General features: G+C 60.4%; 16 protein-coding genes and 2 pseudogenes. 6 read left to right on the top strand and 12 right to left on the bottom strand.

Annotated features, from left to right (window positions below):
* Nucleotides 1-193: 193 nt before the first annotated feature.
* Together E3Z29_RS14865 and E3Z29_RS14860 are read right to left on the bottom strand one after the other, a co-directional pair.
* Nucleotides 194-721, bottom strand: a complete 528-nt coding sequence (locus E3Z29_RS14865; protein ID WP_134786132.1) for a hypothetical protein — start codon at nucleotides 719-721, stop codon at nucleotides 194-196.
* 156 nt (nucleotides 722-877) lie between these two features.
* Nucleotides 878-1,814: pseudogene (locus E3Z29_RS14860) on the bottom strand (Gfo/Idh/MocA family protein).
* A 258-nt stretch (nucleotides 1,815-2,072) separates the two neighbouring features.
* Here E3Z29_RS14860 and E3Z29_RS14855 point away from each other — a divergent pair.
* Entirely contained in the window at nucleotides 2,073-2,336 is a 264-nt protein-coding gene (locus tag E3Z29_RS14855) for a hypothetical protein (RefSeq protein ID WP_003224234.1), read from the top strand.
* Nucleotides 2,333-2,491: pseudogene (locus E3Z29_RS14850) on the top strand (cell filamentation protein Fic); the annotation flags it as partial. The gene E3Z29_RS14855 and the pseudogene E3Z29_RS14850, both read left to right, overlap by 4 nt.
* Before the next feature lie 304 nt (nucleotides 2,492-2,795).
* Here the strand turns inward: E3Z29_RS14850 and ycaC are convergent.
* Nucleotides 2,796-3,428, bottom strand: a complete 633-nt coding sequence (gene ycaC, locus E3Z29_RS14845) for an isochorismate family cysteine hydrolase YcaC (RefSeq protein WP_007966399.1) — start codon at nucleotides 3,426-3,428, stop codon at nucleotides 2,796-2,798.
* A gap of 159 nt (nucleotides 3,429-3,587) precedes the next feature.
* Entirely contained in the window at nucleotides 3,588-4,505 is a 918-nt protein-coding gene (locus E3Z29_RS14840; protein WP_134786131.1) for a universal stress protein, read from the bottom strand.
* A gap of 261 nt (nucleotides 4,506-4,766) precedes the next feature.
* Between E3Z29_RS14840 and fnr the strand changes: the two genes are divergently transcribed.
* On the top strand, nucleotides 4,767-5,510 hold the full coding sequence (gene fnr, locus E3Z29_RS14835; protein ID WP_134786130.1) for a fumarate/nitrate reduction transcriptional regulator Fnr: 744 nt from the start codon (nucleotides 4,767-4,769) through the stop codon (nucleotides 5,508-5,510).
* Between the two features lie 153 nt (nucleotides 5,511-5,663).
* Nucleotides 5,664-6,227, top strand: a complete 564-nt coding sequence (locus E3Z29_RS14830; protein WP_134786129.1) for a GNAT family N-acetyltransferase — start codon at nucleotides 5,664-5,666, stop codon at nucleotides 6,225-6,227.
* Between the two features lie 51 nt (nucleotides 6,228-6,278).
* Here the strand turns inward: E3Z29_RS14830 and E3Z29_RS14825 are convergent, their stop codons facing one another.
* The 4 genes from E3Z29_RS14825 to E3Z29_RS14810 all read right to left on the bottom strand — a co-directional run bounded on the left by E3Z29_RS14825 (nucleotide 6,279) and on the right by E3Z29_RS14810 (nucleotide 9,916).
* Entirely contained in the window at nucleotides 6,279-7,202 is a 924-nt protein-coding gene (locus tag E3Z29_RS14825) for a universal stress protein (protein WP_098968310.1), read from the bottom strand.
* Nucleotides 7,203-7,319: 117 nt separating this feature from the next.
* Nucleotides 7,320-8,558: a DUF4010 domain-containing protein gene (locus tag E3Z29_RS14820; protein WP_134786128.1), complete on the bottom strand. Its 1,239-nt coding sequence runs from the start codon at nucleotides 8,556-8,558 to the stop codon at nucleotides 7,320-7,322.
* Nucleotides 8,559-8,596: 38 nt separating this feature from the next.
* Nucleotides 8,597-8,806 carry a hypothetical protein gene (locus tag E3Z29_RS14815; RefSeq protein ID WP_098968308.1) on the bottom strand — a complete coding sequence of 70 codons (210 nt, stop codon included), beginning with the start codon at nucleotides 8,804-8,806 and terminating at the stop codon, nucleotides 8,597-8,599.
* 36 nt (nucleotides 8,807-8,842) lie between these two features.
* Nucleotides 8,843-9,916, bottom strand: coding sequence for an NAD(P)-dependent alcohol dehydrogenase (locus tag E3Z29_RS14810; RefSeq protein WP_134786127.1), 1,074 nt, complete (start codon nucleotides 9,914-9,916; stop codon nucleotides 8,843-8,845).
* A gap of 376 nt (nucleotides 9,917-10,292) precedes the next feature.
* Between E3Z29_RS14810 and E3Z29_RS14805 the strand changes: the two genes are divergently transcribed.
* Both E3Z29_RS14805 and E3Z29_RS14800 read left to right on the top strand, forming a co-directional pair.
* Nucleotides 10,293-11,216, top strand: coding sequence for a universal stress protein (locus E3Z29_RS14805; protein WP_134786126.1), 924 nt, complete (start codon nucleotides 10,293-10,295; stop codon nucleotides 11,214-11,216).
* Between the two features lie 149 nt (nucleotides 11,217-11,365).
* On the top strand, nucleotides 11,366-12,124 hold the full coding sequence (locus E3Z29_RS14800) for a helix-turn-helix transcriptional regulator (protein WP_134786125.1): 759 nt from the start codon (nucleotides 11,366-11,368) through the stop codon (nucleotides 12,122-12,124).
* Nucleotides 12,125-12,185: 61 nt separating this feature from the next.
* Here the strand turns inward: E3Z29_RS14800 and E3Z29_RS14795 are convergent, their stop codons facing one another.
* The 4 genes from E3Z29_RS14795 to macA all read right to left on the bottom strand — a co-directional run bounded on the left by E3Z29_RS14795 (nucleotide 12,186) and on the right by macA (nucleotide 17,056).
* The gene (locus E3Z29_RS14795; protein WP_134786124.1) at nucleotides 12,186-12,545 is read right to left on the bottom strand and encodes a DUF6124 family protein; all 360 of its coding nucleotides are present in this window, start codon (nucleotides 12,543-12,545) and stop codon (nucleotides 12,186-12,188) included.
* A gap of 138 nt (nucleotides 12,546-12,683) precedes the next feature.
* Nucleotides 12,684-13,055, bottom strand: a complete 372-nt coding sequence (locus E3Z29_RS14790) for a DUF6124 family protein (RefSeq protein ID WP_097093106.1) — start codon at nucleotides 13,053-13,055, stop codon at nucleotides 12,684-12,686.
* An 891-nt stretch (nucleotides 13,056-13,946) separates the two neighbouring features.
* Nucleotides 13,947-15,905, bottom strand: coding sequence for a MacB family efflux pump subunit (locus E3Z29_RS14785; RefSeq protein WP_134786123.1), 1,959 nt, complete (start codon nucleotides 15,903-15,905; stop codon nucleotides 13,947-13,949).
* Between the two features lie 2 nt (nucleotides 15,906-15,907).
* Nucleotides 15,908-17,056, bottom strand: a complete 1,149-nt coding sequence (macA, locus tag E3Z29_RS14780; RefSeq protein WP_096797354.1) for a macrolide transporter subunit MacA — start codon at nucleotides 17,054-17,056, stop codon at nucleotides 15,908-15,910.
* Nucleotides 17,057-17,085: the final 29 nt, after the last annotated feature.

The raw sequence follows: 17,085 nt of genomic DNA, 5'->3' as shown, positions 1-17,085 counted from the left end.
CACTCCCGTGTGAACCAAACCTGAAGAGCCTTTGATCGATTCAGCGTGTGCCGTCATGGCAATCGGGGGTCTATCGGTTTGATGCGTTCGATTCGTCGTGAGACAAAACTAAACGATCTTAAAAACCACGAACAAATACCCTTTTTGCATTAGCTTAGGCCTGACGCTCAAGTTCGCTGTCATCACGCAAACGCTACTTCTCCAACGGCAGGAATCTGAGGCAGGGAAATCCCGTCCTCATGCGCAATTGCTGGATGGGTTGAACACTCTCCTGATCGCCAACCTTCTTCATCACGACTATCCCGCAATGGTATTGGTCATGGTTCAAGACAGGGATGAGACCAGGCTTGTTTTCACTCCAGAAGCCGCTTTTGACGAGGTACGTCGCGCCAGCCTGCGGTGTGAAGGCAAACGGAATCTGACACTGCGCGCCACCCACCACGTTGGTGTAATTCAGGACAAGTTCTTTGTCTACGGCGACTTTCGACTCGATGTATTCACCGTTAGAGGGCAGCGGGGTGAACCCCGCGTAGCAGGTTTTTTCGCTGAAGGTGATGGCGTCCAGTGTGGTGCCAGAGCCAAATTTCAAGCGAACAGTGGCCGAAGGCTCGTCCGCGCGAGGAAACTCATACTGCTTGCCCATGAAAAGTGAAGTGCAGCCACTGAGCACGACAGTGCCCGCCACCAGCGCGCACCCAGCCAATTTGCGAAACCCGAACATCAAGCGCTCCCTGATACCTTCGCCTCTCCCTGTGATGAGCAGGAGTCGGACCTGTTTGAATATTGCCTACGGTCTGACTCGGCTGCTTGCGCAAAAACTTAATGCCAACGTCAACCTTTCTCGACAGTCATCGAGGTGAGGGGGCGCTTCAACTGATCAGCGGGCCGGGTCATAAAACGGCTCGACCGCCACCCGGCTGCCGACAAAGAAACTGTCAGCCACCAGCCGCAGTGGCTGCAGATCGACGTCGCTGGCCCGATCGCCAATCAGTTGCCGGAAGTGTCGATACACCGCGGTGTACTCGCCCTCTTCCGACACCACTTGGCGCACGCCGTCGATGCTCAGCAGCGCCCCGCCGTTGTCCAGGCGCAGCACCCCTTCGGCGCAGCGAATCTCGATGCTCCAGAGTTCGTCGTGACCGTGGTCGAAATCGAATTCCGCCTGCACGTCGAGCCGGTGCGCGTCGGACATCTTGATCGACGCGGCAATCGGCGACTGGCAGTTGTCCGGTACGCGCAGTTCGGCGGACTTCACAAACAGAGGCTGCGTCAGCAAATAGGTGACGATCGATAAGGCATTGATGCCCGGATCGAAAAACGCCCAGACCACCGGGTTGCCAGATCCACGTCTGCCCGGGATGCCACTTGCGCACGTCTTCCTTCCAGTCGATCTGCACGCTTTGCAGTGTGCGGCTGGCGAGCCAGTCGCGGGCGGCTTCGATACCGGGGGCGTAGCGCGAATGCCAGGCGAACAACGCACTGACACCCTGTTGCTGCGCTTGACTGACCAGGGCCAGCGCCTCACCCAGCGTCGCGCACGGCGGTTTTTCCACCAACACATGTTTGCCGGCGGCCAGCGCCTGCTGCACCAGGGCGAATCGACCTTGCGGCGGCGTACAAAACGCAATCGCATCCACCTCGGGGCCGTTCTCCAGCAACTCGCTCAACGAGTGAAAGTTCTCCACCCCGGCACAGGGTTTACCTTGCGTGGCGACCGCCACCAGACGAAATCCGGGATTGGCGTTGATCGCCGGAACATGTTGATCCTGGGCAATCTTGCCGTAGCCCACCAGACCGAGACGGATCGGTTGCATCAGTGACTCCTGTTTTTGTCTTGTTGTCGTCAGCGAGTGCGCAGATTAGCCGTAAACGTCAGGGAATACCCGGTGGCGGTGATCAAAAAACTGCTGGTGTGCGCGTTCGGTCAGCGCAACGGGTAGCAACGCTGATGCAGCGGCGCAAACGAATGAGCCGCTTTCTGTAAGTACCTTCCCAGGTAGCCGAGCATTAGCTGGCATGCCCCCGGAAACGACGCCGTGCTATGCTCCGAGAGAGAAAACGAGGGGTTCCAAATGACCAGATCAGCCACAGAGAGCGTCGCGACTGAAGTTCGCCTGCTCGCCAAAGCCCACAAGGTTACCGCCGACCGTGACAACCTCAGTTGCATGGCGGTGACGATCACGCGCCTGGCCGGTGATGTCGTGGAACTGGACGGTGTTGAGCAATTGCTCGTCAACCTCAAAAGAAAAGGCGTTCTGAGCAAGACAGAAATCATGGCCCTGCAAGGCAGGTACCTGCAGGAAAAAAGGCGTTGCAAAAAGCAACTGAGCGCATGAATTTCGACCCCTTCGGCGATTTTGAGACTGAAGGCTATCTTCAAAACTCGCTCAAACTCAAAGATCCCACTGAAGTCAAAGAATCCGAGCACCTCTCGTTTGAAGCCAGTATCGACGACGCTCTCGCCTATCTCATCAAGAAAAAGCCCATTGAGTGAGCATCAGTTGCAAAGCCCTCCCTGCGAATCCTCATCACGTTTGAGTTGGGCCGCACGCCTGCAGGCTGACAACGGAAAAAAAGCCTGCTTTTCAGGGCTAATGCTGCTCACTTAAGAAATTTTGCGTTCAATTGAAACCCGTGGCGAGGGAGCTTGCTCCCGCTGGACTGCGTAGCAGTCCCTCTTTTGGGGCCGCTTCGCGACCCAGCGGGAGCAAGCTCCCTCGCTACAGTCACAGTGTCGGGCTTAAGTGAACAGCATTAACTTTTCAGGGCAGGCTTTCATGTTCACGACGCTGCAGTCACTTTTGCTGCGCGGTCAACGCCGAGTAACTGTTCATCAGGTTCCGGTAGTTCGGAATCCGCTGCGACAGCAGATTGCCCAGCCCTTCGATGTCGTTGCGCCAGTCGCGGTGCAGCTCACAGGCGACCGAGAACCAGTTCATCATTTGCGCGCCGGCCTGGGTCATGCGGCTCCAGGCGGCTTGCTGGACGGTGGTGTTGAAGGTGCCGGAGGCGTCGGTGACGACGAATACGTCGAAGCCTTCGGCCAGTGCCGACAGGGTCGGGAACGCTACGCAGACGTCGGTGACCACACCGGCAATGATGATCTGCTTGCGGCCGGTGGCCTTGATCGCCTTGACGAAGTCTTCGTTGTCCCAGGCGTTGATCTGGCCTGGGCGGGCGATGTACGGCGCGTCGGGGAACATTTCTTTCAGTTCCGGAACCAGCGGGCCGTTGGGGCCTTGTTCGAAACTGGTGGTGAGAATGGTCGGCAGGTTGAAGAATTTTGCCAGGTCGGCCAAGGCCAGGACGTTGTTCTTGAACTCGTTCGGCGAGAAGTCCTGAACCAGAGAAATCAGACCGGTCTGGTGGTCGACCAGCAGGACTACGGCGTCGTCTTTGTTCAGGCGGTTGTAGGTTGCAGTGCTCATGTTTGAATCCCTTTTCTTGGTTGAGGTAGTGGGCGTTGCGTTGAACATGGGCACAGATTACTGACACGACCGGAACCGATAAATCGGTTGAAAAGTGTTTCACTGTCAACTCATAACGGACAATCCTGGCGACACAACACAGGCTTGCCAGCCTCCGACTCAGTTCGGCTCGAGCATTGGTTTGGCGATCATCAAACTGCACGGCGCCCGGTTCAGTACACTCTCGACGGTTGCACCGATGAAGTTCGGGCCTTGCGGGTAGGCGGTACCGAGCACCAGCATGTCAAACGCGTTCTGGCGGGCGAACTGCTCGATCATCTTGTGTGGTATCCCGGTCACCTGGTGTCGACGGTGAGACTCGATGGCGTAACGCTCGGCCAGAGCCTCGAAAGCCTCTTGCTGGGTGTCGTTGATCGCCTCGCACAGGCTGTGATCCAGACTCAGGGTCGGCACGCTCATCGCCGCATCGCCCAGCACTGACCAGTGGCTGACATTGAGCACATGCAGGGCAGCGCCACAGGCGTTTGCCAGCGTTGCCGCCAGTTCGAGGATGCGCTCGTTGAGGCCTTGGGTCAGATCCTCCAGATGTGACAGATCGACGGCGGCGAGAATGTTCAGCGGCAGTGGATGACGGGCTTCGGTGACCAGATGCACCGGGGCCGGACAGTCGCGCAGCAACAGCCAGTCCAGCGGTCGATGGAAAGCCCGATTCAGCGCCGGGACATGATGGGTATCCTTGATCACCAGATCGGCCCGATAGTCGTTGATGTACTCCAGCATGTGCGCCGGCGTGGCCCTGGACCACACCACTTCGCTGCTGACCTGTACGCCGCTGCCCGCCTGGAACCGCGCCTGTTGCTCCAGCCAGTGGCGGTGCACCTGCAAATAGCCCTCGCGCGCCTGGGCCATCGCGTCGTGGTCAAACAGACCGGCCACCGCCAGCGCCTGCACGTAATCGAACGCCACTATGTGCAGCGCCGCACCGGTTGCCCGGGCCAGGGCAACCGCGCGATCGAAGGCCGGGGTGCGGGTCATTTCGGTGGGGGCAATCAACAACATTCGTTTGAGTCTGAGCATACGAACCTCGTCCTGGCAGTGCGGTACTGGCGCAAGGGCCAGCCTGACATCCCTGTCGATCGGGTATCGACGACTTGCTCGGCCAGTATCCGGCGCCGCTCCCTGACGGCTCTGATTTTTATCAAGCAATGGTCGATCAGGGTCAGCCCGTGTCGGGGTTTGTGTCCGTTCGTCACTTGGCGCTGCCGGGACATGAATGAGATCGGTGTCCGGGTGGGTGACACCTATGCTTAACCCACCCCCGCCAGCGTGATCTCCCCCATGTCAGAAGCACCGGTTCTCCAGGCACAGCACCTCAAGACTGCTTGCTCCAACTGCAGCGTACTGGAGTTGTGTCTGCCGATCGGGATGAACGGTGCGGAGGTCGCGCGCCTGGATACGCTGATCGTGCAACGGGTCAAGGTCAAAAAGGGCGCGGCGCTGTACCGCACCGGCGATCCGCTGCGCTCGCTGTACGCGGTGCGAATCGGCTCGTTCAAGACCAGCATGCTGTCGGTGGACGGTCGTGAACAGGTTACCGGTTTTCACATCCCCGGCGAGATGCTCGGGCTGGACGCTATCAGCGCCGACGAGCATGCCTGCAACGCCTTTGCCCTGGAGGACAGCGAGGTCTGCCCGATCCACTTTGCGCAGCTGGAAAAGCTCGCGCAAAGCCTGCCGTCGCTGCAGCACAACCTCAACCGGTTGCTGAGCCGTGAAATCGTGCGCGACCACAGCATGTTGATGCTGATGGGCAACATGAACTCGGATGAGCGGCTGGCGGCGTTTCTGCTCAACCTGTCGCAACGCCTGAGCCTGCGCGGTTACTCCGCAAAGGATTTCGTGCTGAAAATGCGCCGCGAGGAAATCGGCTCCTATCTGGGGCTGCGCCTGGAAACTATCTGCCGGGGCATCGCCCACCTGCGGGATCAGGAGCTGGTGGAAATCAGCGGCCGCGACGTGCGGATCCAGAACATGGACGGTCTCAAGCAATTGGTTGCCGGCTGCTACCGCTCAGCGCGCTGAGCCAATTGCCCCCTGCCCGAACACCTCGATCGGCGACGCCATCGCGTGCGTCTGATCCAGATCAGATCCAGCCACCGGCAACCGCGTAGAAAAGAGTGAAAGAACGGTGCGTCTTCGCGTGCCAGCCTTTCCAACCGGATGGAGGATTACCCCATGCTTACTGTCAAAGATCACAACGATCGGGCCGTGGCCGCCTACGCCGCAGTCTCCGGGCAATACTGGATTGAAGCCGTCAAGGATGGGCGTCATGTGTTGATCCGTCCGTTGGTGGAAAAGGACCGCGAGCGCGAATACGCCTTCATCCAGCGCCTGTCGCCCGAGTCCCGGCACATGCGTTTTCTGGCGCAGATCAGCGAGCCCGGCACGGCGCTGCTCGATCAATTGATGGACATCGATAACCAGCAGCGCACGGCGTTCATCGCCCTGGTGCATGAAAACGGCCAGCTGATCGAAATCGGCATCAGCCGTTATGCCGCCATCGGCGAGCATGAATGCGAATGCGCCGTGACCGTTGCAGATGAATGGCAACATCTGGGCCTGGGGACGCTGTTGATGGAGCATCTGATCAAGGCTGCGCGCAGAAACGGCTTTCACCGCATGTATTCGGTGGACTCCGCCGGCAACGAAGCGATGCGTGAACTGGCGCGAAACCTGAACTTCGAAACCCATCACGATCCTGACGACAGCCGTCAGGTCATACACCGTCTTCAGCTGTAAAAAAACGCCCGGTGGCGAGTCTGCAAACGACTCGCCACCGGGCGTTTTTTTTCACGATTGCAAGGTATGTCCCGGTTTGATCGCCAGCACACTGCAAGGCGCACGATGCAGGATCTGTTCGGCAGTGGTGCCCAACAACTTGTTCAACCCATGGTGCTGCACCGTGCCCAACACGATCACGTCAATGTGATGTTCGACGGCAAACTCGCAAATGCTCGGTACCGGAGGCCCCTCGACAAAATGTCGGCAAGCCGTCGGTACACCTTGGCGCTCGGACAGGGCAGCAAATGCTTCGTGTTGCGCGCTGCCCAAGGCTTCATAAATTCCGGTGGCCAGCGGTAAGGCGCCGTAGCCCATGTCGGTGGCATACACCGCCGCCCAGTCGTAGACATGCAGCAATTCGAGCCGGGCATCACACTGCTCGGCCAGGCGCACGGCGGCTTCGACAATCTGATCGTTGAAGCGCAGATCCTGATCCTGACTGCGCAACACATCGATAATCGCCAGCACACTGCGTGGCCGTGGATGTGCGTCATCGGTGACCAGATGCACCGGCACCGGGCAATCGCGCAGCAATTGCCAATCCAGCGGGGTGTAAAACACCCGCTTCAACGCCGACTCCTGCTGCGCATCCTTGATGATCAGCGCCAACGGCATCTCGTTGACGAACTGCAGGACTTCTTCGTACGGGTGTTGCACCCAGACCACCTCACTGCTGACCTCGATACCGTGGCGCTCAAGCAATGTGGCCTGCTCGGCCAGCCACTGGCGATGCGTGCGCAGATAACCGTCGCGGGCCAGACGGATTTGCTCAGGGGCGAACAGGCCCGCCACCGCCAGCGCCTGCAGATAATCGAAGGCGACGATGTGCAACGGCAATTGCATGGCGACTGCCAACGCAGCGGCACGCTCGAACGCCGGTGAGTGGCTCATGGTGGGGGGAGCAATCAACAATAAACGTTGGGTCTGCGACATGGGGCACCTCGGCACGACGGCCATCTGGATCGAGTGAACAGATATCCAGATTGCGCGCTCCTGCTGCCGGCGAGTTGATCTTGATCAGTTCTGCATCGAACCTTCGCCGCCACTGTTTCAGTGCCACAAAGTGCCTGCCCACATCGCCAATGTCAGCAGCACCTGCCCGGGGATGACAATCGCAGCAAACCGTCTGCCTCCACTGACCCAGGCCACCACGCATTTGCTCAATGAGTTGCTGCTGATCGCGATCAGCGCGGGAGCGACAATCGCTTCCACCGGTAACAGACCGGCCTTGGCCAGCCCGGCGATAGAAGCGGTTGACGCGTGCGCATCGGCGAATCCGCTGAAGGTCGCGGTGAGCATCACGCCCACCTGGCCGAATTGACTGAGCATGGCCGACGAGACCAGGGTGATCGCGGTCATGGTCAATGCGATGATCACGGCGAGTTTCAGATTGAATGCGCCGCCCGCCGGCAGCGTCTCGTCAGTGCCTTGGGTCGACCGGGGCAACATCAGACCAGCGCTGTAGATCAGCGCCGCCACGCTGCCGGAGACTAACGGCAGCCACAGGCTGCGCAACAAGGCTGGATAGACGGTGGCGAGAATCAGCCCGGTCTGAATCATGGTGGCCAGATTGGACAGCAGCGCCGCCGCGCTGAGGATCCGCAGATTATTCGGCTCCCGGGCGACCCGTTGGCCCATGGTCGCAATGGTCAGGGTGCTGGAAGCGAAACCCGAAGCCATGGCGCTGATGACGTAGCCGTAACGAATGCCCAGCGTACGAACGGCGATGTGCCCTGCCGCTCCCACCAGCATCAGTAATACCGTCAAGGTGCAGATGGTGCGCAGATTGAGCGCGGCGTAGGGCCCGATGTAGCGATCCGGCGTCAACGGCAGCAGCACCAGCGCGGTAATCAGCAAGACCAGGCCGTCGCGCATTTCGGTTTCGCTCAACTGAGTGATCGCGAAGTGATGCAGCTTTTCGCGATACGTCAGCAATCCCGCCACCACCACGCCAATCGCCACCGCCAGTTCGGGCGCGCGCGTGCACAAAGCGCCCAGTATGAGCACGATGATCAGCGCCACTTCACTGGTCACGCCGGGGTCGTCATCGCGTCCACGCCAATAGGCGACGGTGATCAGCAAGGTCAAACCGATCGCGACCATGCCCACCAACAGCGCCGCCCCCACCACCATCGCGGCGTAGCCGAGCAATGCGCTGATCGCAAACGTGCGCAAACCTGCGCTGCCTCGACGTTCGCCGCTGCCCTTGTGCCGTTCGCGCTCAAGACCGATGAGCATGCCGATGCCCAGGGCGGCCGCTGCCTGCGTGATGCCAAGGGATTCATTCATCGTCGATCCGCCCTGCCCCGTCCATCAGCCCAACGGCTTCAGCCGACGACGGCGTCCGCCGCTCTGGCCGGCTGGCCTGCTTCTTGGCGCTCGCTGGCCTGCGGCCAGGGGTGCGGGGCGTCGATGCGGGCCCTGAGCCGACTGACGAATGCCCGCGCGTCTTCGAGGTGATCGAAGCTCACCTGCCAGTCGTCCAGGGACACGATCCAGCCATGCGGCGCCGCTGTTGCACTGATATCAATGTTCATCGAAAAGCCTCCGTCGAGTCGGAAAAAGGCCCTTGTTCAAGGGCTGATCGCGACCTTCATGACCCCGTCGCGCTGATGCGCAAACAACTCGTACGCCGCCTCGATGTCATCGAGTTTGAAGCGATGGGTCACCAGCGGCGATAAATCGACCGCGCCGCTTTGCACCACCGCCATCAAGCGACGCATGCGCTCCTTGCCACCGGGGCACAGGGTCGAGACGATGCTGTAATCGCCCAGCCCGGCGGCAAAGGCATCGAGCGGGATGCGCAGGTCGCTGGAATACACCCCCAGACTCGACAAACGGCCACCGGGACGCAGCACCCGCAATGCCGATTCGAACGTGCCCTGGGTGCCCAGCGCTTCGATGGACACGTCGACGCCACGGCCATCGGTCAACGCCATGATCTGCTCGACCACGTCGCCGTGCTTGAAGTTGACCACATGGGTCGCGCCCAACCGGCGGGCGACGCTCATGCGCTCCGGCACGCCATCGACGCCAATGATCGTGGTAGCGCCCTTGAGGCGCGCACCCGCCACGGCACACAAGCCGATCGGCCCGAGGGCAAATACCGCGACGGTATCGCCGATATTGATCTCGCCGCGCTCCGCCCCGGAAAACCCGGTGGACATGATGTCCGGGCACATCAGCACCTGCTCGTCGCTAAGGCCATCAGGGATCGGACACAGATTGGCCAGGGCGTCCGGCACCAGCACGTATTCGGCCTGGCAGCCGTCGATGGTGTTGCCGAACTTCCAGCCGCCAATCGCCTTGAAGCCGTGGCGAGTGTCCGGGCCGTCCTGCGAGCCGCAACCGCACAGACAGGCGTAACTCTGTCCGCTGGGCGTAATGGCTCCGGCGATCACCCGTTGTCCCTCGACGAAACCACGCACCTGCGAACCCAGCCGCTCAATAACGCCCACTGGCTCATGACCGATGGTCAGCCCTTTGGCCACCGGGTATTCGCCGCGCAGGATATGCACGTCGGTGCCGCAGAGGGTCGTGGTGGTGACGCGCACCAGCGCATCCAGTGGGCCGACTTGCGGAATCGGCTTGTCTTCGAGCACGATGCGGTTCTTTTCGACGAATATCGCCGCTTTCATCATGGCCATGGTCAATTCCCCTGAGCGCGTCGCAGCTTGAGATGTCCTCAAGACTGCGCCGTCGTCACGGCGCCGAAGTTGATAATGGTCAAACAATGCGTGGATCAGCCCACCGCTTTCGCGAGCAAGCCCGCTCCCACACTGGATCTCCGGCAGTCACCCAACCCGTGAACATCGCATATCCCCGTGGGAGCGGGCTTGCTCGCGAAGGGGCCATTACGGTCACCACATACCGCGCGTCCGATGAGCTGTACTGCCGAATCGTCCCGTTGACAAATATCAATCCCGCCCGCTATGCCGGCGCCACGATGGGCGCAAGGCTCACGGCACGAACACCGCGCCGCCTTTTCGCGTCGTGTGTGCGATCAACCACGGGAGATTTGTCATGTCTGAGCAATCGCGTTTCATGCTGGTGGTTTCGCCCCTGATGAAAAACAGCCCGGCTTTCGAACGCGCCGCCGCGCTGGCCAAGGCGTCTGACGCGGCCTTGCACATCGTTGCGTTCGATTATCTGGAAGGCCTGGCGACTGCCGGGCTGGTCAATGAACAGGCGCTGGAGCAAATGCGCCTGGGCTACGTCGAGCGCCATCACCAATGGCTCGAAGACCAGGCTCGGCCGCTGCGCAAACTCGGGGTGCACGTCACCACCGAGGTGGTCTGGGTCGAAAGTCCACTGGAGGAAATCCTCATTCACCTGCGCGAACAGCCGATGGCGGCGCTGATCAAGACACTGGAGCACGAATCGCTGCTGTCACGCCTGATGTTCACCCCGCTGGATGTGCATCTGCTGCGCGAGTGCCCGGTGCCGCTGCACTTTGTCAGCCATGTGCAACATGCTCTGCCACGGCGTATTGTCGCGGCGGTCGACCCGTTCCATCGCGATGGGCATTACCAGGGTCTGAACGACCGGATCCTGTACGAAGCCGGCAAACTGGCAAGTTTGTGTAAAGCCGAGCTGGACGTGATCTACGCCCACGACCTGTCCTCGATCAGCGCCGCCGAATTCGGTTTCGATTATGCCTCGGCGTTCTTTTCCTCCAGCGCCGCCAAGGCGCTGTTCGATGCCCAGGGCGAAGCCTTTCGTGAACTGGCCGAGCGCAACGATATTCCGGCAGAAAACCAGCACATGATCATGGGCGACCCGGCCAAGGTACTGGCCAGTTACGCCGACGCGTACGACATTGACGTAATCGTCATGGGCCGCGTCGCGCACCGGGGCATGGGCCGCCTGATCGGTAGCACCGTCGAACACCTGCTGTACCGGATGCCATGCAGTGTGTGGGTGGTGGCGCCGGAAAAGCTCGAATGAGGTTATGAGCTAATAACACCTTCATTAAACCGTCTTTCAAACGTTGTACTAGGATAGGATCCACATCCTGACATTTGCGTCGACCAGGGAACATGCTCGACGCAGGTCAGGAATGGGACTGTTTCACCTGCAACTCATGGATGATGTTTATGAATTCACACCTGTTTCCCCACATCGGTAAAGTCATTGCGAGCACCGGCAGCCGGCACTTTCCGCGGATGCTGCATGACCTGATCCAGACACAACTGGCGGTGGACGCCACACACATTCGCCAGATGCGCGTCGAGCCGGTGGGCCGCCCCGCCCATCGCAACCCGCCGGAAACCGGCAAAGACTCGGCCCAGCAGGCTGAAACGGTATTCTGCGAACAGATTGCCGCACGCTCGAGCGAGCCGATGGACACGCCAGACGCGGCCAGCGCCGATGCCTCGCAGCTGCACCTGACCCGGCGCAAGGACGGCTACCGCTATGTGATCTCGGTGTATCGCCACGATCAGTCACAACACTTCTCGGCTCAGGAGCAGAGTTTGTTGCAGGACATTTCTCCGGTGCTGTTGCCGATGGTGGAAAAACACATTCACGCCCTGCAACCTCAGCAGACCAGTACAGAAGACCCGTCGGCCGGCGCTGACGGCGCGCAACAGGGCCTGGAAAACCTGCGGCTGCGCTTCAACGAGCGTTTGCAGCAACTGGGCCTGAGCCTGTCCAATCGCGAAACCGAAGTGTGCATCGGCCTGCTCGCCGGGCGTACCGCACCGGAGCTGGCCGAACAGTTGCAGTTGAAGGTCAACACGGTGGAAAGCTATCTCAAGCGCGCGGCGATCAAACTGGGGATCAGTGGCCGTCATTCGTTGATGCGCTGGATGTACTCGCCGGAGGACACGTCCACCGCCACCAGCGCGGCCTGAGTCCGCCACTGAAGAAAAAAACCGCCGCCCTCCCCGGACGGCGGTTTTTTACATTGGGGGCCTAATCCTTCGGCACGACTCTATCCAGCGCCTGATTCACCGCCAACTCCCCCAGCATCACCACCTGCGCAATGCCCAACACCGTATTGCGGTTTGGCCCTTCTAGCGTGCCGGCGAAATCACCAAGCATGACGGTGGCCGAGGCCAGGGATTCGCAGGCGTTGGCCAGCAGGGATTCGGTGTCGGTTTGCGGGTTGACCAGGAACATGCTGCTGGGGGTGTACGGCGTTGCCATGATGTTCGCGGGCGCGAGGTAATGGTCGAGGGCGCGTTCGGCGGCTTCGTGGAGCTTTCTGGAGTTGAGGGATTCGTACGGCGATAGCGGGTCTGTGATTGGTGGATTGGGTGAGGTTTCGGGCATCAGCTGGAACTCCGATCGGGGCACTTTGAAAGGATTACTCACTGTAGGAGCTGCCGCAGGCTGCGATCTTTTGATCTTGTTTTTTAAAGCAACGTCAAAAGATCGCAGCCTGCGGCAGCTCCTACACGGGACCGGTGATTAGTTCGGCACGCGGCGGCCGTCCAGTACTCGGTTGACCATCAGTTCACTGAGCATGATCACCTGATGCAGCATCAGCATCGCCCGGCGCTGTGGGTTGTCGACGGTGTCGCCGATGTCGCGGGCCATATCGCTGGCGGCGGCTAATGATTCGCAGGCTTCGACGAGCAAGGTTTCTTCGTCCACGGTGGGGTCGATGAGGAAGATTCTGTTCGCCTTGCATGACGAGGTTGAAGGGATCGAGATCTTCAGGGCGCCGGGGTTGAGGTAGAAGTTGATGGCGCGGTCGGTTGCCGCTTTTATCTTCTGCGGGTCGAGGGCTGGGTCGTACGGGATCGAGGTGTCCGGGGGGTTGGGTGTGGCTTTGAACATAGGTGAAGCTCCTGCTTAGCAAAAGTAAGGAGCCATCACTCTCGCTACCAAACGAGGGTGGCGGCCATACGCGGGTTGGTAGACCGGTCTAAGCAGGAAAACCCGGCGCTCCCGAAGGAGCCCCACGCATGGCCACCATAAAAAATCGAGTCCCCCTGAAAAGGGACTGCATATGGCGTCGCCATCACACTTAGAAACGGGCTACCAAACCCGATCACTGATTTTCAGTGACAGGGAAACGATATAGCCCGACCCATAGTCGTGTAAGCCGGCGGATTCTGGCGTACGCGTAGGTAACGGCGCAAGGCGTTGTAGCCGTTATGGCGTAACGGTTCGTGTACTTTAAACGTGGTTGCGGGGTTATGTTTATGTGCGGGGTTTGCTCTGTTGTTTTGATGTTGTCTGGCAAGCCGCTTTCGCGAGCAAGCTCGCTCCCACAGTTGGAATGAGTGCATTCAGTGGGAGGGTGATCGTCTTGTAGGCCGCCATCGCTGGCAAGCCAGCTCCCACAATTTGACCGAGTGTATTCAGTTGGGGATTGGTCGACTGTGAGGCCGCTTTCGCGAGCAAGCCCGCTCCCACAGTTGGATTGCGTGCATTCAGGTGGGAGGTTGGTCGGCTGGTAGGCCGCCATCGCTGGCAAGCCAGCTCCCACAATTTGACCGAGTGTATTCAGTTGGGGATTGGTCGACTGTGAGGCCGCTTTCGCGAGCAAGCCCGCTCCCACAGTTGGATTGCGTGCATTCAGGTGGGAGGTTGGTCGGCGGGTAGGCCGCCATCGCTGGCAAGCCAGCTCCCACAGTTGGAAAGCGAAAAACAGGGACGGGTTCATCACCCGTCCCTTTCGATGTGTGCACTTCAGGCACGAGCCCGGCCAATCAGCTTCGGCAATTAGTCCCGCGCCAGCGCCTCAATCGGGTCCAGGCGCGATGCATTGCGCGCGGGGACGAAGCCGAAGACGATGCCGATCAGCGTCGAGCAGATCACCGCCGTCAGCACCGAGGCCATGGAGAACACCATCTCCCATTCCTTGATGAACAGCGAAAACAGATGGCCGATGGCATACGACAGGGAAATGCCGATGGCCCCGCCGAGCAGACAGACCATCACCGCCTCCACCAGAAACTGCTGACGGATGTCCGACTGCCGTGCGCCGACCGCCATGCGAATGCCGATCTCGCGGGTACGCTCGGTGACCGACACCAGCATGATGTTCATCACGCCGATGCCGCCGACCACCAGCGAAATCACCGCGATCAGCGACAGGAGCAAGGCCAGCGAGCGGCTGGTTTTCTGCACGGTCTGCATCACGCTGTCGAGGTTGTTGGTGTAGAAGTCCTTGATGCCGTGGCGTTGCAGCATCAATTGGGTGACGTGATTTTCCACCACTTTGCTCGACTGGCCGTCCTTGATCCGTACGCTGATGCTGTCGAGAAAACGTTGGCCCAGGATACGCCCGGCGGCGGTTTCATAGGGCACCCAGACGTTGAGGGTCTTGCCAGAGGCAAACAGGTTTTTGTTCTCGGCCGCCACGCCGATCACCGTGCATGGCAGGTTGCCGATCAGGATCACCTGGCCCAGCGGATCGACACCCTCGCCGAACAACCGATGCCGGGTGTTGTAGTCGATCACCACCACCTGCGCCTGGCGCCGCGCATCGCTCTCGCTGAAGGTGATGCCCGCCTCCAGTTTGATCCCGCGCACCTGGAAATACTGATCACTGACACCGTTGATCTGCGCATCGAGGTCGATGTTGCGATAACGCAAAAGCATGCTGCGGCCGACCACCGGGGTGGCGCTGTCGACGTAATACAGCTGATTCAGCGCGGTGACGTCGGCCGGCACCAGTGTCTCGATCGAGGCGGCGCGTTTGTCGCCGAAACTGCTGCCGGAATAGATATCGATGGTGTTGCTGCCGATCGCCGAAATGTCCTTGAGCACGTAGTTTTTCGCGCCCTCGCCGATCGCCGAAATCGACACCACCGAGGTGATGCCGATGACGATCCCGAGCATGGTCAGCAAGGTGCGCATGCGGTGCGAAATCAGCGCCACCCAGGCCATGTTGAAGGCCTCCTTGAACAGCCCGAGGCTGGCGACCAAACGGCGTGTCGCTGGTGGTTTGGGCGGCACCTCCTCTTCGTCCGACAGTTGCCCGGTGTCGCGCTGGTTGCGCCGGTCGCTGAGGATTTCACCGTCGCTGACTTCGATGATGCGTTCGGCGTTGGCCGCGACTTTCGGGTCGTGGGTCACCAGAATCACCGTGTGCCCGGCCGCGTGCAGCTCCAGCAGGATGCGCATCACTTCCTTGCCGCTGGCGGTGTCGAGGGCGCCGGTGGGTTCGTCGGCGAGAATCACTTCACCGCCATTCATCAAGGCCCGGGCGATACTCACCCGCTGCTGCTGACCGCCGGAGAGCTGACTCGGACGGTGCGTCAGGTGCCCGTCGAGACCCAGACGCGCCAGCAGCTCGCGGGCGCGGGCGTGGCGTTGCGGCGCGGGGATGCCGGCGTAGATCGCCGGCATCTCGACGTTGTGCATCGCGCTCAGGTGCGGCAGCAAGTGATAGCGCTGGAAGATGAAACCGAAGTAATCGCGGCGCAGCTCGGCCAGCGCCTGATCATCGAGGTCGCGGGTTTCCTGGCCATTGATCTTGTAGCTGCCAGCGGTGGCGTAATCGAGGCAGCCGAGGATGTTCATCAGGGTTGACTTGCCGGAACCGGAGGCGCCGATGATCGCCACCATTTCTCCGGCATTGATCGTCAGGTTGATGTCCTTCAGCGCGAGAAATTCGCGGTCGCCGGCAGTGAAACTGCGGGTGATGCCAGTCAGTTGCAGCAACGCTTGCGTCATGCTCAAGCCCCCGCCACGGCGGGCAACGGATCACCGATCACCACCCGCTCGCCTTCGCTGAGGCCCTGATTGATCTGCACTTTGACGTTGTTGTTGATCCCGGTCTGCACGTTGCGCGACTGCGCCTGGCCCTTGGCATCGAGCACCCGCACCGGAAAGCTGCCATCGGCGTTGCGTGGCCCAAGCGCGGCCACCGGCACGGTCAGCACCGATTGCGCGGTATCGAGGACGATGCGCACTTGCGCGGTCATCGAGATGCGCAAGCGATGGTCGGGATTGGGCACCTCGAACAGCGCGTTATAGAACACTGCGGTGTTTTGTTTTGGGGTGCCGGCCGGCGGCGTTTCGAGGAAGTTCTGCGGCGCCGGCTCAGTGCCGCGCAGCTTGCCGTAATAGCGTTTGTCTTCGCCGAGAATGGTGAAATACACCTGCTGCCCCGGCGCGATATGAATCACGTCGGCTTCCGACACTTGGGCCTTGATGGTCATGGTGTCCAGATCCGCCAGTTTCAGCAGGATCGGCGCCAACTGGTTAGCAATCACGGTCTGGCCTTCCTGGGTGACGATGCCGACCACGTCGCCGTCGATCGGCGCGACGATCCGCGTATACGCGAGGTTGACCTTGGCGGTGTCGATCTGGATGTGCGCGCTCTTGATCTGCGCATCCAGCGACAGCAGATTGGCCTGCTGCACCTCGTAGTCCGATTGCGCGGTTTCGAAGTCCTGACGCGAGATCGACGCATCTTCCTGCAGGTTCTGATAGCGCTGGTAAATCGCTTTGGTCTGCTTGAGCTGGGCTTGCGTGGCGCGCTTTTGCGCCTGCAGGTTTTCCTCATCGACCTGCGCCTGCCGCAGGGTGTTCTGCAGCACCAGCGGATCGATCTCGGCCAGCCACTGGCCCTTCTTCACCTTGTCGCCAACCTTGACCTTGAGCGACTTCAACTGCCCCGACACCTGGGCACCGACGTCCACTTGCTTGACGCCTTCCAGCAAACCGGTAGCTAGCACAGTGTTTTCGATATCCGAGCGTTCGACCGGGGCGGTCTGGTATTTCGGCGCTTCGGCCGGTGCCTGCACCGTGTACAGCACCAACCCGGCCACCGCCGCCAATGCCAACCCCATACCGACTTTGCGCAACTTCGACTTTTCCATAAATAACCACAAGTCCGTTCAGGGATGAA

Source organism: Pseudomonas sp. S150, from assembly GCF_004526365.1.
Taxonomy (GTDB): Bacteria; Pseudomonadota; Gammaproteobacteria; order Pseudomonadales; family Pseudomonadaceae; genus Aquipseudomonas; species Aquipseudomonas putida_A.
Note: the sequence above shows the minus strand (reverse complement) of the source record. Positions and strands in the feature narration are given on the sequence as shown.